Source organism: Psychroserpens sp. SPM9, from assembly GCF_025153525.1.
Classification (GTDB): Bacteria; Bacteroidota; Bacteroidia; order Flavobacteriales; family Flavobacteriaceae; genus Psychroserpens.
Map to the genome: position 1 here is coordinate 390,899 of NZ_JANZNR010000001.1, position 14,379 is coordinate 405,277.

The 14,379-nt window shown below is 37.2% G+C and carries 14 protein-coding genes; 10 read left to right on the forward strand and 4 right to left on the reverse strand.

Annotated elements, in window-relative coordinates:
* Positions 1–78: 78 nt before the first annotated feature.
* The 4 genes from N4270_RS01640 to N4270_RS01655 all read left to right on the forward strand — a co-directional run bounded on the left by N4270_RS01640 (position 79) and on the right by N4270_RS01655 (position 4,409).
* Entirely contained in the window at positions 79–1,095 is a 1,017-nt protein-coding gene (locus N4270_RS01640; protein WP_260095051.1) for an XdhC family protein, read from the forward strand.
* Positions 1,092–1,685: a nucleotidyltransferase family protein gene (locus N4270_RS01645; RefSeq protein ID WP_260095052.1), complete on the forward strand. Its 594-nt coding sequence runs from the start codon at positions 1,092–1,094 to the stop codon at positions 1,683–1,685. The genes N4270_RS01640 and N4270_RS01645 overlap by 4 nt, the downstream gene beginning before the upstream one ends.
* Positions 1,686–1,776: 91 nt before the next feature.
* Positions 1,777–2,238 carry a (2Fe-2S)-binding protein gene (locus N4270_RS01650; RefSeq protein WP_248412571.1) on the forward strand — a complete coding sequence of 154 codons (462 nt, stop codon included), beginning with the start codon at positions 1,777–1,779 and terminating at the stop codon, positions 2,236–2,238.
* Between the two features lie 11 nt (positions 2,239–2,249).
* Positions 2,250–4,409 (forward strand): xanthine dehydrogenase family protein molybdopterin-binding subunit, encoded by a 2,160-nt coding sequence (locus N4270_RS01655; protein ID WP_260095053.1) that lies wholly within the window; start codon positions 2,250–2,252, stop codon positions 4,407–4,409.
* 1 nt (position 4,410) lies between these two features.
* On the opposite strand, the gene N4270_RS01660 is transcribed toward N4270_RS01655, so the two are convergent.
* The gene (locus N4270_RS01660; protein ID WP_260095054.1) at positions 4,411–5,178 is read right to left on the reverse strand and encodes a zinc-dependent peptidase; all 768 of its coding nucleotides are present in this window, start codon (positions 5,176–5,178) and stop codon (positions 4,411–4,413) included.
* A 105-nt stretch (positions 5,179–5,283) separates the two neighbouring features.
* On the opposite strand from N4270_RS01660, the gene N4270_RS01665 reads away from it, so the two are divergent.
* The 6 genes from N4270_RS01665 (at position 5,284) to N4270_RS01690 (ending at position 12,049) form a co-directional block, all read left to right on the forward strand.
* Positions 5,284–6,738: a membrane dipeptidase gene (locus N4270_RS01665; RefSeq protein ID WP_260095055.1), complete on the forward strand. Its 1,455-nt coding sequence runs from the start codon at positions 5,284–5,286 to the stop codon at positions 6,736–6,738.
* Positions 6,739–6,765: 27 nt separating this feature from the next.
* Positions 6,766–7,239 carry a nucleoside deaminase gene (locus N4270_RS01670; RefSeq protein WP_204343954.1) on the forward strand — a complete coding sequence of 158 codons (474 nt, stop codon included), beginning with the start codon at positions 6,766–6,768 and terminating at the stop codon, positions 7,237–7,239.
* A 3-nt stretch (positions 7,240–7,242) separates the two neighbouring features.
* On the forward strand, positions 7,243–8,652 hold the full coding sequence (locus N4270_RS01675; protein WP_260095056.1) for an FAD binding domain-containing protein: 1,410 nt from the start codon (positions 7,243–7,245) through the stop codon (positions 8,650–8,652).
* On the forward strand, positions 8,645–10,978 hold the full coding sequence (locus N4270_RS01680) for a xanthine dehydrogenase molybdopterin binding subunit (RefSeq protein ID WP_260095057.1): 2,334 nt from the start codon (positions 8,645–8,647) through the stop codon (positions 10,976–10,978). Before N4270_RS01675 ends, N4270_RS01680 begins: the two co-directional genes overlap by 8 nt.
* A gap of 5 nt (positions 10,979–10,983) precedes the next feature.
* Positions 10,984–11,553: a GNAT family N-acetyltransferase gene (locus tag N4270_RS01685; protein WP_260095058.1), complete on the forward strand. Its 570-nt coding sequence runs from the start codon at positions 10,984–10,986 to the stop codon at positions 11,551–11,553.
* 85 nt (positions 11,554–11,638) lie between these two features.
* Entirely contained in the window at positions 11,639–12,049 is a 411-nt protein-coding gene (locus N4270_RS01690) for a hypothetical protein (RefSeq protein ID WP_260095059.1), read from the forward strand.
* Positions 12,050–12,053: 4 nt separating this feature from the next.
* Here the strand turns inward: N4270_RS01690 and N4270_RS01695 are convergent, their stop codons facing one another.
* Genes N4270_RS01695 through xdhC form a run of 3 tightly spaced genes read right to left on the reverse strand, consistent with a single transcriptional unit; the run spans position 12,054 to position 14,310 of the window.
* On the reverse strand, positions 12,054–12,539 hold the full coding sequence (locus N4270_RS01695) for a nucleoside-triphosphatase (protein WP_260095060.1): 486 nt from the start codon (positions 12,537–12,539) through the stop codon (positions 12,054–12,056).
* Complete coding sequence (locus N4270_RS01700; protein ID WP_260095061.1) at positions 12,536–13,543, reverse strand: hypothetical protein; 1,008 nt, start codon at positions 13,541–13,543, stop codon at positions 12,536–12,538. The genes N4270_RS01695 and N4270_RS01700 overlap by 4 nt, the downstream gene beginning before the upstream one ends.
* Positions 13,540–14,310: a xanthine dehydrogenase accessory protein XdhC gene (xdhC, locus tag N4270_RS01705; protein ID WP_260095062.1), complete on the reverse strand. Its 771-nt coding sequence runs from the start codon at positions 14,308–14,310 to the stop codon at positions 13,540–13,542. Before xdhC ends, N4270_RS01700 begins: the two co-directional genes overlap by 4 nt.
* Positions 14,311–14,379: the final 69 nt, after the last annotated feature.

Here is a 14,379-nt window from a genome sequence, read left to right on the forward strand (position 1 = left end):
ACGATCTCAATTTCTTTAATTTCAGCAAAATAGTAGCTATAAAAACAGTAATTTAGTAAGCGTTGACTTATCAAGACAATGACTCACGAATTTAAAAATATCGTATATCAGGCAAAACTCAATCAGCAAAACGGATTGAAAAACGTACTCGCTACGGTAGTTCACCTCGAAGGATCATCTTACAGAAAACCTGGTGTAAGAATGCTCATTTCTGAAAACGGAACCATGGTTGGTGCTGTTAGTGGTGGCTGTGTTGAAAATGATATCAATACACGCGCGCAATCTGTGTTTGAAACCAACACGTCAAAAGTCATGACTTATGATGGTCGTTACCGTTTGGGATGCGAAGGCATTTTGTACATTTTAATTGAACCCTTTTACATTTCGGATGTGTTTCTAAAAACCTTTCAGCATATTTTAGAATCACGTCAAGAGTTTCAAATCCAGTCATATTATCAAAAAAAGGATGATGCTATCGGTGCTTTTGGAAGTTGCTTATTAGTAGCTAATAATCAAAGTTTTACCTTTTCCGAAGCTATTGATCCAAAAAATAATGGCTTAGACGTCTTTTCTCAAACCCTAAAGCCAAGTCTCAAACTGCTTATTATTGGTGGCGAACATGATGCTGTAAAACTTTGTGTTATGGCGAATTTACTGGGTTGGGAAGTAGATATCATCACATCGATTAAAGACCCAAAATCCCTTTCTGATTTTCCTGGAGCCAAATCGGTTACGGCTCTAACACCCGAAATTGCCGATTTACACATAGATTCGGAAACGGTTGTTGTACTCATGACACATAATTATGTTCAGGATTTAAAATACCTTTTAAAACTGGAGCCTTTTCAACTTAAATACATAGGTATAATCGGATCTTCGAAACGGCGAAATCAATTGGAAAACGAACTCTTAAATTATAATCCGGATATAAAAGAAAACTTCCTCAATTCTATTTACAGTCCGGCAGGATTACACATAGGTGCCATTACACCAGAGGAAATCGCACTCGCAATAGTTTCTGAAATTTTAATGGTCATCAGACAAACCAAGCCTATGTCTTTACGCTCTATAACTGTAAAATCAGTGAAGAAATGAGAATTGCTACATTGATTCTTAGCGCTGGAAAATCCACCCGAATGGGAACTGCAAAACAGATATTAAAAGTTGGCGACACAACGCTTTTGGGACAAAGTATTGAACAAGCTTTACAATCGAAAGCCAACAGTGTTTTTTGTGTACTTGGTTCAAATTATGAGGTTATAAGAGATGCTATCAAATCATACGACGTAACACCTATTATCAATACAAACTACGACAAAGGTTTAAGCACTAGTATTTATGCTGGAATTGACCACATCAAAGACAAAAATTTCGATGCTGTATTAATCCTTCTTGGTGATCAACCTAAAGTGGATACAAATTTTATTAATATGCTCATTGATTCATTTGAAACGAATCCCAATCAGATTTCAGCTTCGGGTTATTCGGGTAGTATTGGTGTTCCGGCGATATTTCCGAAGACTTATTACAAACAACTTCAAAACTTAAAAGGTGATCAAGGCGCAAAAGAACTCCTCAACAAATCACACACTAAAGTAATTCCGATTAGCAATGACCAATTAATTGATATCGACACCAAAGAAGACTACCATCAGTTCTTAAAATCTCTTGGTAAAACATCCTAATCAAAAAGCGTTAAATTCAAACATAAAAATATCATTATCAGTTATTTTAAGGGAAATATTCTTTAACTTTAGCTGAATAATTCTAAGTTCTATGGCAAGTTATAATTTAAAGATTAACGGAAAGGCGGTTGCTGTAACTGTCGATGACGATACACCGCTACTTTGGGTGCTTCGTGACGAACTCAATTTAGTAGGCACCAAATTTGGTTGTGGCATTGCACAATGTGGCGCTTGCACTGTGCATCTCGATGGCACTGCTGTGCGAAGTTGTTCTATTCCTATGGCGAGTTTAGAAGGCGCAAATATCACAACTATTGAAGGATTATCTGATGATAAATTACATCCGGTTCAAGAAGCCTGGAAAGAACTTGATGTTCCGCAATGTGGATATTGTCAAGCCGGTCAAATTATGACGGCAACCTCATTTTTAAAACAAAATCCTAATCCTAATACCGAACAAATTAGAACTGCCATGAACGGCAATTTATGCAGATGCGCAAGTTATAACCGAATTGAAAAAGCAGTGGCTTTAGCTGCTAAAAAAATGTCTTAAGCTAAGAAACCATGGAAAATCAAAACAAATTCACCTTAAGCAGACGAAACTTTATTCGTACATCTGCTCTGGCTTCTGGAGGCTTATTAATTGGGTTCAATTTCTTAACATCTTGTGGTGAAACTGCGGCACCTCCTGTCGATATTACAAAATTAGATTTTAAAGATTTTAATGCTTTTATTAAAATTGCTGAAAACGGCTATGTCACTATTTTTTCACCAAATCCTGAAATCGGTCAAGGCGTCAAAACATCTATGCCTATGATTATTGCTGAAGAGCTCGACGTCCCATGGAACCATGTTTCTGTTGAACAAGGCGCTTTAGATACTACCAATTTTTCCAGACAAGTGGCTGGCGGAAGTCAATCCATACGTTTTGGATGGGATGCTCTACGTCAAACCGGAGCTACTGCAAAACAAATGCTCATTAACGCCGCTGCTGCTAAATGGGGTGTTGAAGCTTCCACGTGTTCGGCTTCTAACGGCATTATTAAAAATTCGAATGGTGATGAATTAGGCTATGGCGATGTGGTTAATGAAGCAGCACATCTTGAGGTCCCTGAAGATGTAACATTGAAAACGACTAAAGACTATAAAATTATCGGGAAAGATGCGATTAATGTTGACATGAATGCCATCATAACAGGCAAACCGCTTTTTGGTTTAGATTATGTCGCCGAAAACATGTCCTATGTTTCCGTAATGAGACCTCCGGCTTTTGGTCAAAAAATAAACACATTTGACGATACTGCCGCTAAAGCTGTAAATGGTGTTTCTGAAGTTGTTCAGTTTGGAGATAAAATTGCCGTTTTAGCCTCAAATACATGGGCTGCCATGAAAGGAAAAAAAGCATTAAAAGTACAATGGATCAACGACAGTAATTTGGAAAATACGGCTGATCATGATGCTGAATTATTTAAAATATTAGACGGAAAAAATCTTGAAATACGTCGGGAAGATGGCAATGTAAAACAGGCTTTTGCAGAAGCAGATAAGGTGTTGGAACGGACTTACGAGTCGCCTTTTTTACCGCACAACTGTATGGAACCTATGAATTTTTATGCCAATGTTACTGCTGACAAAGTGCATTTGGTTGGTCCTATTCAAACGCCTGCAGGCACTGCAAGACGAATTGCTGATCTTATTAATCGCAGTGAAGAAGATATTCATTTAGAGATGACCAGAATGGGTGGTGGATTTGGCCGAAGACTCTATGGTGATTTTGCACTAGAAGCTGCCGAAATATCCAACCTCACAAAACAGCCTGTAAAAGTAATTTTCTCCAGAGAAGATGATATGGCTGCAGGTATTTACAGACCTGCGATAAAATATCGAATTGCAGCTTCTATTAAAGACGGAAACGTGACAGGCTACCATTTAAAAGAAGCCGCCATCAACTCTAATATGTATGGACTTATTCCGCATTTCTTTCCTGCTGGTGCGATAAAAAACTACAAAGTTGAATCTGGAAATTACCAAAGCAATATTACCACAGGAGCCTGGCGCGCCCCTTACACCAACTTTCTGGCATTTGCTGAACAAAGCTTCTTTGATGAGCTTGCCGAACTTCTGGAAACCGACCCAATACAATTGCGTTTAGACTTGTTGAAAAATGTTAAAGATGGTGAAGACCCAAATATTCAATATTCAGCAAAACGAATGACAGATACCATAAATCTCGTAGCTCAAAAAAGTAATTGGGGCAACACAAAAGACGGTATTTATCAAGGCTTTGCCGCTTATTACAGCCACAACACTCATGTTGCCGAAGTCGTTGATATCACCCTAAAAAATGGCTTACCTTTAGTTGAAAAAGTGACTGTTGCTGTCGATTGTGGTATTGTGGTCAATCCAACAGGCGCAAAAAATCAAGTTGAAGGTGGTGTTATTGACGGTATTGGACACGCGATGTATGGTGATTTTTCTTTTGAAAATGGCCAACCTCAAGATGTCAATTTTAATACCTATCGTTTAATCAGAATGAAAGAAACTCCTATTGTAGAAACGTATTTTGTAGACAACAACCTATCTCCTACTGGTTTGGGAGAACCTGGATTACCGCCTGCTGGAGGCGCTTTGGCAAATGCTATTAAAGCAGCTACCGGACAAATATTAACGAAGCAACCTTTTGTTAAAACGCTGCAAAAGCACGATGCGAGTTTTAAGGCTTAAATTAGACCTTAATCCTAAAGCAATCAGCCAGCATCTTGTAAAGTTCTGGGTGCTTTCGTTTCATGAGTTTTGGGTTTTCAAAAAAATATTCTGATGCCACCGCAAAAAATTCAGCTTGTTTGGTGCCACCATAAGCTCTGATATCTGATTTATCTTTATTGATGGCTTCCATTTCATCATGAACCAATTTCAACCACGGAATCGTATACGCATTCTGCATTAACACTTCAGGAATCCCATCAACATTATCATCCATTTTATCAATTAAATGTACAAATTCGTGAATGGCGGTGTTGCGTTTATCATTCGTGTTTTTAAATCCGTGATACAACGCTTTTCTAGATAAAATCATCTTCTTTTCTAAACGCCCTGTACCAACCACACCAGCTATTCGTTTAGATTTACTTTGATCTGAAAACTGAAAATCTTCATTAAAATTATCTGGATAAATTATTATACCGCTAAGTGTTGGGTAATGCCATTCAGCAAACGAAAACACAGGAATTACAGCACTCGATGCAATTAATATCTTATCTAATTCTTCTATTTCAAATCCGACACTATCAATATAAACTTCACTCAAAAATTGCATCATCCTAGTTTGAAAACGCTTCTGTTCACTTGGCTCTAAGTTTTTATAATACCTGACTTCTTTAAGCAATATAGCATGCCAATGACTAGGAAATTGCTCGATATTTCTGGAGTATTTCTTATAAAAGACATACACAACAAAAACTAAAAGCAAAACAAAAACAAGAATATACAGCATAAAAACAGTCAATTAAATAAGACTTCTAAACTAATGATTTTCACTCGTATTAATCTTAAAACTGACAAAAAATGAATATCTTTTCAGTACCATAATCGACCAACAATGAAAAAGTCATATATTGATATTCACTGCCATCCTTCTTTAAAACCTTACGGAAAGAGCTTTAAATACACGCCTACAAAACAAAACAATTTAAACGCTGGCAGAAAAAATTCCATTTGGCATTATAGTCCGCCAAACTTTATAGAGCGTCAATTCAATCAATTACTTACGCTAACAAAATTCACACAAACCGATTTAACTGCGTTAGCCAAAGCCGATTGTAATATTGTGGTTATTTCTCTCTACCCTTTTGAAAAACATTTCCTAAAAGACAAAATGCTCGGTGTAAAATTCATCCCAGATTTGCTCGTTAATCTGGCTGCTGGTGTAAGTCAGAAACGCATCGACAACCTAAGAAATCACAACAGTTATTTTCAGGATTTAAACGATGAATACGACTATTACAAACAGCTCGACAATTTCGCTCAGGTAATTGATGGGATTACATTTACCTATCGTTTGGTAAGCAATTATACCGACATATCCACAAACATTACCACTTCGACCAGCACCAGAAAAATCATCAGTCTGGTTCCAACTATTGAAGGTGCTCATGCCTTTGAAACAGGACTGCATAAAGATAAAGACACTGCTGACGAAACCACTGTTTTAAAACATATAAATACTATAAAAAACTGGGAACACCAGCCTTTTTTTATCACCTTAGCCCATCACTTTTACAATGAAATTTGCGGCCACGCGAGAAGCATTAGCATTGGATTGATTAAGGACAATCAAAATCGTGGATTAGACACTGATATTACAGCATTAGGGTTTAAAGTAATCGATAAGCTGCTAGACAACACGTCGCAAAAACGCATTCTTATCGATGTTAAACACATGAGCAAAGCCTCAAGAACTAGCTATTACAAACTCCTCGACACTAAGTATGTTAATGAGAATATTCCCATAATTGTGAGTCATGGTGCCGCCAATGGAAAACGGTCTTTTGCTGAACCAACTCAAACCGATTCCGAACAAAGTCAATATTTTAGAGAAGATGACATTAATTTTTATGACGAAGAAATCTTGCGTATTGCAAAGTCAAAAGGTATTTTTGGATTACAGTTAGACGAACGTCGGATTGCCAACAAAAAGGCCATTAGAAGTTCTAGAATTTATTGGCCAAGTAAGAAGAGACGTTATAAAAACAAATCCGATTTAATTTGGCGACAAATTCGCCATATTGCTGAATTATTAGACAAGAATGGTTTATTTTGTTGGGAAACTGTGGCAATAGGTTCCGATTTTGACGGTATCGTTAATCCGATAAAAGGACTTTGGACAGCCGAAAACATTAAAGACATTAAACCTTATTTGATCGAAAAAGCCGACAACTATCTAAAAGACCATACATCTAACTTACAGACACAAAATCAAATTTCAGCAACCGAAATTATAGATCGTGTGCTGTTTATAAATGCTAACGAATTTTTGAAAACAAACTTCAAATAAAACATCAAATTTCAGAAGAAAACTACTATGACAGATAAAGAACAATTTATGAAAGAAGCTGTGAACGCAGCATTAAAAGGAATGAACAATAATGAAGGCGGTCCATTTGGTTGTATCGTTGTTAAAGATGGAAAAATTGTAGGACGTGGAAATAATAAAGTAACCTCAACAAACGACCCAACAGCACATGCTGAAGTAACCGCTATAAGAGATGCCTGTAAAAACTTGGATTCTTTTCAATTAGACGGTTGCGAAATTTATACCTCATGCGAACCTTGCCCAATGTGCCTAGGCGCGATTTATTGGGCACGACCAGACAAAGTTTATTACGGAAGTAATCAGGTAGATGCTGCAAATATTGGTTTTGATGACGAATTCATCTACAAGGAAATTCCTTTACCATACGATAAAAGAAGTATTCCCTTTGAGCAACTCGCACGTGACATTGCTTTAGAACCCTTTCAGGAATGGACAAAAAAAGAAGATAAAACGGAGTACTAATCTATGATTACATTCATCCTAAATAACAAAACCATAAGAACTACAGAGCATTCAGGGATGACCTTATTGGATTTTGTACGCTATGAGCAACGTCTTACTGGCACCAAAATTGGCTGTCGTGAAGGTGATTGTGGTGCTTGCACTGTTTTGGTTGGCACCCTAAGTCAAAACTCAATGACCTATCAAAGTATAACGTCTTGTATTTCGCCTTTAGGAAACGCACATGGCAAGCATATTGTAACGGTTGAAGGTACCAATCTAAAAGACAAATTAACTAAGGCTCAAGAGGCCATGAAAGCAAATTACGCGACGCAATGCGGATTTTGCACACCTGGTTTTGTTGTTGCCCTTACAGGTTTTGCATTGTCAAATTCTGAACATAATTACAACACTGCTCTGGATGCTATTAGCGGAAACATTTGTAGATGCACAGGTTATAAAGCGATTGAAAAAGCAGCGTATCAGCTTGTTGACAACTTAGAAAATCAAGACAAACATACTATCAGTTGGCTAATTAATAATGAATTTATTCCTGACTATTTTGAAACTATTCCGCAGCGTATAAAAGATATTGAAGCTAAAGACTTCAACCAACCTCAAGGCAAATATGTGTCTGGCGGAACCGATCTCTATGTACAGCAAGCAGACCATTTAGCAGATAATGAAGTACATCTTATTGCGGCTAAAGATAAATTAAAAGGCATCACGATTGAAAACAAGAGCTGTACCATTGGTGCAAACTCTACAGTGTCTGATTTATGGAATCATACTGAAATCAACAGCTACTTTCCAAAACTAAAACAACATCTTAAACTCGTATCATCGGAGCAAATTAGAAATATGGCTTCATTTGGTGGCAACCTCGTAAACGCCTCTCCTATTGGCGATATGACTATTTTCTTTTTAGCCTTAAACAGTGACGTCACCATTTTAAATGACCATGGAAATGAGCGCACAATGCCACTTAAACATTTCCATCAAGGCTACAAAACCTATGATTTAAACGATGGTGAACTCATTAAAAGCATTCATTTTAAATTACCAACGAACAGCTCATTTTTCAATTTTGAAAAAGTCTGCAAACGAACCCATTTAGATATTGCAAGTGTCAATTCTGCAATACATCTCACCATTGAAAATAATACCATTTCAGAAGCCCATGTATCTATTGGTGGTGTTGCAGCTATTCCGAAGTATTTACATGAAACTTCAACATTTTTAATTGGTAAACCCTTGACTTCAGAAACAGTAATAAATGCCAATGCTGTACTTCAGGATGAAATCGCACCTATTAGTGATGTTAGAGGAACGAGTGACTACAAACGACTGTTGGGCCGACAATTATTTTTCGCCCATTTTACGGCATTATTTCCGAAGCAATTCACCTTAAACGATTTTGTTCAGCATGCATAAACACAACTCAAATAAGGCTTTAGATTCAAAACTGGATGCGGTTTCCATGTCAATTAAACAGAGCATTAAAAACTTAGATTCGTATACGCATGTTCGTGGCGAATCCTTATATGTTGATGATGTGAACATTAGACAAGGTACTTTTCATGCTGTTGTTTTTGATTCGCCAAAAGCCCACGGACATATAAAACATATCGATTATTCTAAAGCAGAAGCTCTTGAAGGTGTTGTCCGTATTTTTACTTATAAAGATATTCCTGGTAAAAATCAGATTGGCGGCATCATTCCTGACGAACCTTTATTTGCTGAAGACGAAGTTCACTTTTGGGGCATGCCCATTGCTTTAATCGTTGCTGAAACCGAATTTATTGCACGAAAAGCCCGAAGTTTAATCGACATAGACATTGAAGAATTACCTGTTATTACTACAGCCAAACAAGCCAAAGCGAAAGGAAGTTTTATTAATGCACCACGATCATTTAGTTTAGGCGATACCGAAAAAGGATTTGCAGCTTGTGATTATATTTTTGAAGGCGAAACCTTCTCTAACGGCCAAGAGCATTTATATATCGAAGCTCAAGGCGCCTATGCCGAACCTCTTGAAAATGGAAACATAAAAATCACCTCATCAACTCAAGGCCCAACAGCTGTTCAAAAAACAACGGCTCAGGTTTTGGGTGTTGCCATGCATAAAATTGAAGTGGATGTCACGCGCCTTGGTGGTGGATTTGGCGGCAAAGAAGATCAGGCTACTCCTTGGGCTGTCATGGCGGCTTTAGCGACGTATCACCTTAATCAGTCGGTAAAATTGATACTGAATCGTCATGACGATTTACGAATGACAGGCAAGCGTCATCCTTATGAAAGTACTTATAAAATTGGCCTATCCAAAGATTTGAAAATCCTAGCTTATCAAGCTGAGTTTCTTCAGAACTCTGGTGCTGCTGCCGATTTATCACCTGCTATTGCTGAGCGCACCTTATTTCATGCGACCAATAGTTATTTTGTTCCTAATGTAGAAACTACAGTCATTAGCTGTAAAACAAATTTACCACCTAACACTGCCTTCCGAGGTTTTGGTGGTCCGCAAGGCATGTTCGTCATCGAATCTGCCATCGCCAAAGCGGCTCATGAAATTGGTGTAACGCCAAGACAAATTCAGGAAGTGAATCTTTTAGATGAAAATGACACCTTTTCCTATGGTCAAATTGCAAAACAGGTCGAGGCAAAAAACACATGGAATTCTGCAACAGCCATATATAATATTGAAGCTTTAGAGCAAGAGGTTGAAGACTTTAACAAACAGCATTCAGACTTTAAAAAAGGCCTAGCGTTAATGCCTATTACTTTCGGAATTTCATTCACCAACACACCCATGAATCATGCACGTGCTCTGGTTCATATTTATCTCGACGGAAGTGTTGGTATTAGCACAGCTGCTGTCGAAATGGGACAAGGCGTAAATACCAAAATGATGCAAATTGCAGCACAAGTATTTTCGATTCCTATAGAACACATAAAAATTGAAACCACCAATACAACACGAGTTGCAAACACCTCGCCTTCTGCTGCAAGTTCTACGGCCGACCTTAACGGAAAGGCAACTTTAAAAGCTTGTAACGCACTACTCCAACGATTAAAACAAGTCGCTTCAGAAGATCAGAAGGTTTCCGAAGATACAATTGAACTAAAAGATGGATTTGTTTATTGCAATGGTAAAAAATCAGAATTATCATGGACAACACTCATCAGTAAGACCATGTTAAAACGTGTTGCGCTGACTGAAAATGCCCATTATGCCACTCCTGAAATCCATTTCGATAAAACTAAAGAAAAAGGCCATCCGTTTGCTTATCATGTGTACGGAACTGCCATCATTACAACCACAGTAGATTGCACTCGCGGCACCTATGAATTTGATTCGGTTAAAATTGTACACGACTACGGAAAAAGCATGAGTGAAGGTATTGATCTGGGACAGGTTGAAGGTGCTTTAGCTCAAGGAATTGGTTGGATGACCATGGAAGAAATTGCCTATAACGATGATGGCAAATTACTTTCGAATGCGTTGTCTACTTATAAAATTCCGGATATTTTTTCGGTACCAAAAGAGGTTGAAGTGATTCCCGTTGAAACTAAAGGTCATGATTTGGCGATTTTAAAATCGAAAGCTGTTGGTGAACCGCCTTTGATGTATGGCATTGGTGCTTATTTTGCGATTCAAAATGCTATCAAAGCCTTTAATCCCAATTATAATTTAAAGTTTCATGCACCTATGACGCCCGAAAAGGTATTACTAAGTTTATACGATAATCAGCCAAAATAATACTCATGAGTACACAAGTTAACGAGGCGGTTTTTAAGACGTTTCCGGAGTTAGAAAGTGAACGCTTGCAATTTAGAGCTTATAACTTAAATGATGCAAAAACATTGTTAGACCTTAGAAGTCATGAGGCGGTTTCCAAATATATGGATACTGCAATTCCGACTTGTACCGAAGACACCGAAAAACGTATCAAAGGCTATTATACAGCATTTGAAGAACACCAAGGTATAACCTGGGCAATCATCGAAAAGAACAGTGGGAAGCACATCGGCGATTTTGGCATTTGGCGTATTGATAAACAAAATTCCAGAGGTGAAATTGGATACATTTTACATCCCGAGTATTGGGGAAAGGGATTTATGACTGAGACGCTAAATACTTTAATCCGTTTTGGATTTCGCAAACTAAACCTTCATAGCTATGCAGCCAATGTCAATACTGAAAATGAAAACTCTAAAGCGTTGTTACTTAAATTCGGTTTTAAATTAGAAGCGTATTTTAGAGAAAATTTTTATTATGATGGTCGCTTTTTAGATAGCGAGATTTATTGCTTACTAGAATCCGACTTAAACTAAAACTGCTATCGCACTACACTATAAAAAATCCAACATTCTTAAAGGCGCATTAATTTATAGTGCTGGAGATACAATTGCAGCTTTATTGCTGAATGAATTTTCATGGTATCGTCTCTTGGGAATGATGTGTATTGGCGCTACAATTTACGCCTTCGAAATCCCAAACTACTTTGATTGGATTGTCAAAAAAACGCAGTTTTTAAAAGGCATTAAGGCGACTTTAAGCAAAACGCTTTTGGCAATCTTGTATTTTAATCCGTTGTGGATAGCCAGACATTTAGTGTTTATCAAAATATTTTCTGGTCAATTTGAAGCTATTGGCTTGTCGCTTTTAGAGATTGCCTTTTGGTCGTTTTTGGCTAATATTCTGATTTCATTTGTGGCCAATTACATCATTCAGAATCGCTTTAAACTCAAATGGCGTTTTTTGGGATCTGCTATATTTTCGGCTTTAATGGCGATTTATTACGCCTTAAGTGAAACGCTGTTTAGCTAACACATCACTTCAATAGCTTTAAATCGGTTGTATTCAAAAGTGAATATTCGGTAATGTCATAATGCTTTCTAATATCATCAACCAAATAATCACGTACAACCAGAATGAGATGTTGTGTTTGATCCTGTTTATATGTTGTAATTAATGTTGGAGCTGCAGCATGTAAACCTTCATTCTTTAACTCCAGCTTTCCTAATTCGTCAAGGATGAGATATTGAAATACTCTTGATTTCGCAGCTTCTAGCAGGTATTCATTAGCAGTCTTAAAAGCAGATTTTAAAAACTTAAAACTTCCTATGGCAATGACCTCTTCAGTTTCAAGTTCGGTTTCAAGTTCAAATTTGGTTTTAGACTTTAGTTCTAAAAAATAGCGTTTTCCATCACTTCCATCAGGACAAAGCAATCCGTCAACATCAGTTCTAGAGGCACACCAATCTAATAAGGCTGTTGTTTTTCCTGAACGAATGGCTCCTGTGAGAATATAAATCATTCCGAAGGGATTTTAAAATGAATACAATTAGAAATACTATTTGCCATAAAATGTTTAAATCGGGTATAGCCTTTTAAATGCTTTGTATCACGCCAAGAGTATGAAATAATTTGCCTGAAATACGGAAATAAATCCATCGCATTACTGATATCTTCTTTATACTGTGATTCTTTTTTGCTGAGATATTTTTGAACCAGTTTCAATAAAAAAGGTCCGATAACCAGATACCAAAGCAATAATATTAAGAAGCTACGCAACATCAGATACACGCCTTTTTTCCAACCCAATAAATCGCCTCCAAAAAAAGCAAAAGCTAACACCATACCAGCAACGGTTATCAACCACACCCAAATCACTTTGGTTTTAAATTTTACTTTTGAAGGACTGGCATTTTGAGTCAAATCTTCGGGTTCGATATAAAAATCACGGTCTTTATGTTGCGCTATAATTTCAATTAAACTCTTAATAAACAATCCGGCAAGAATACCACAAATACCATACACCAAAAGATAAAGTGTCACTAAAACTGAAGTGGTAGACGTTTCTGAAACAAAATTCATCTTGCTCTGAACCCAGGCACCATAAATATTGATAGCATCCCAAAGTGCGGTTCCGTAGACAATGGTAAGTATTAATAACTTCTGAAGTGCCGATTCTAAAAATGTCACCATTCCTAAAATCATTAAGGTAACCCCTTTCCATGAAAATTTAGAAAACAAAAATGCGCCAAATATAGCCTGAAAACTCACAGCGACATAGGCACCAAATGGTGAGTACGGACTTACAGCCATCTTTATAATTAAAACAATAAGCAATGCTTTTAATATAGCCTGCCATTTATTTTCGGCATAGTAGGCAATTAAACTAATGAGCAAAATAGCAATACCGCCAACAATTAAACCCGTAAAAGGCGTATTAAATACATGCAAAAATCCACCAAGACCCGACTCGTTTAAAGCCCAGAGCGCTGTTAATTTATCAATGATAGATTTGTTGTTCTTCATTTTTTATAATGCACTTCAAGCAACTGCGCAGCAACATCAATTGCTATTTCTTTAGGAGAATCACCACCAACTTGTAAGCCTATCGGACAAACAACAGTATTCATACCGTCCTCAATATTCATATCCTTCACCAACATATTATGAAAACGTACACGTTTGGTTTTACTTCCAATCAATCCTAAAAATTTGGTTTCATTTCGGAGAGCCATGGCAATAATTTCAAAGTCGACCGAATGATCATGAGTCAAGACCAACACATAGCAATTCTTTCCCCAATGAACAGCATCTCTAAAGGTTTTAAAGTCGGTTATAGATACTTGATTCAAAACAATACTGTCGTCTAATGTCAGTTGTTCAAACCAGTCTTCCCGCGAATCTATAAGATGAACGCGAAAAGGCGTATCTACTAAAATTTTGGCGATTTCTTGTCCGATATGTCCAGCACCAAATAAAAATAATTCAGGAGATTGATTCATAGGTTCTATAATAAATTCAACTTTTCCGCCACAGCATTGTTCAAACTCAGGACCCAATGTATAACTCGATTCTATAATTTGATTCTCACGAAGTGCCTTCATCGCTTCATCGGTTGCTAAAAACTCGAGTTTTCCACCACCAATGGTTCCGTAAAGTGTTTGGTCTTTTGTAATCAGCATTCGAGACCCAACCACACAAGGTGTTGAACCTAAGCACTTCGTAACCGTCACCAAAGCAACAGGTTCGCGCTTGTGTTTAAATTCAGATAATAAATCAATCCAGTTCTTCATGCTAAGCCTAAACAGGTTTTAAAAGTAAGACTTTTTTACTGCAAACCATATTTCGTTTTTGCGATAAAA

Excerpts from the sequence above, each read along its gene's own strand:
- N4270_RS01640 (WP_260095051.1), top strand. The coding sequence starts at position 79 with ATGACTCACGAATTTAAAAATATCGTATATCAGGCAAAACTCAATCAG.
- N4270_RS01645 (WP_260095052.1), top strand. The coding sequence starts at position 1,092 with ATGAGAATTGCTACATTGATTCTTAGCGCTGGAAAATCCACCCGAATG.
- N4270_RS01650 (WP_248412571.1), top strand. The coding sequence starts at position 1,777 with ATGGCAAGTTATAATTTAAAGATTAACGGAAAGGCGGTTGCTGTAACT.
- N4270_RS01655 (WP_260095053.1), top strand. The coding sequence starts at position 2,250 with ATGGAAAATCAAAACAAATTCACCTTAAGCAGACGAAACTTTATTCGT.
- N4270_RS01660 (WP_260095054.1), bottom strand. The coding sequence starts at position 5,178 with ATGCTGTATATTCTTGTTTTTGTTTTGCTTTTAGTTTTTGTTGTGTAT.
- N4270_RS01665 (WP_260095055.1), top strand. The coding sequence starts at position 5,284 with ATGAAAAAGTCATATATTGATATTCACTGCCATCCTTCTTTAAAACCT.
- N4270_RS01670 (WP_204343954.1), top strand. The coding sequence starts at position 6,766 with ATGACAGATAAAGAACAATTTATGAAAGAAGCTGTGAACGCAGCATTA.
- N4270_RS01675 (WP_260095056.1), top strand. The coding sequence starts at position 7,243 with ATGATTACATTCATCCTAAATAACAAAACCATAAGAACTACAGAGCAT.
- N4270_RS01680 (WP_260095057.1), top strand. The coding sequence starts at position 8,645 with ATGCATAAACACAACTCAAATAAGGCTTTAGATTCAAAACTGGATGCG.
- N4270_RS01685 (WP_260095058.1), top strand. The coding sequence starts at position 10,984 with ATGAGTACACAAGTTAACGAGGCGGTTTTTAAGACGTTTCCGGAGTTA.
- N4270_RS01695 (WP_260095060.1), bottom strand. The coding sequence starts at position 12,539 with ATGATTTATATTCTCACAGGAGCCATTCGTTCAGGAAAAACAACAGCC.
- N4270_RS01700 (WP_260095061.1), bottom strand. The coding sequence starts at position 13,543 with ATGAAGAACAACAAATCTATCATTGATAAATTAACAGCGCTCTGGGCT.
- xdhC (WP_260095062.1), bottom strand. The coding sequence starts at position 14,310 with ATGAAGAACTGGATTGATTTATTATCTGAATTTAAACACAAGCGCGAA.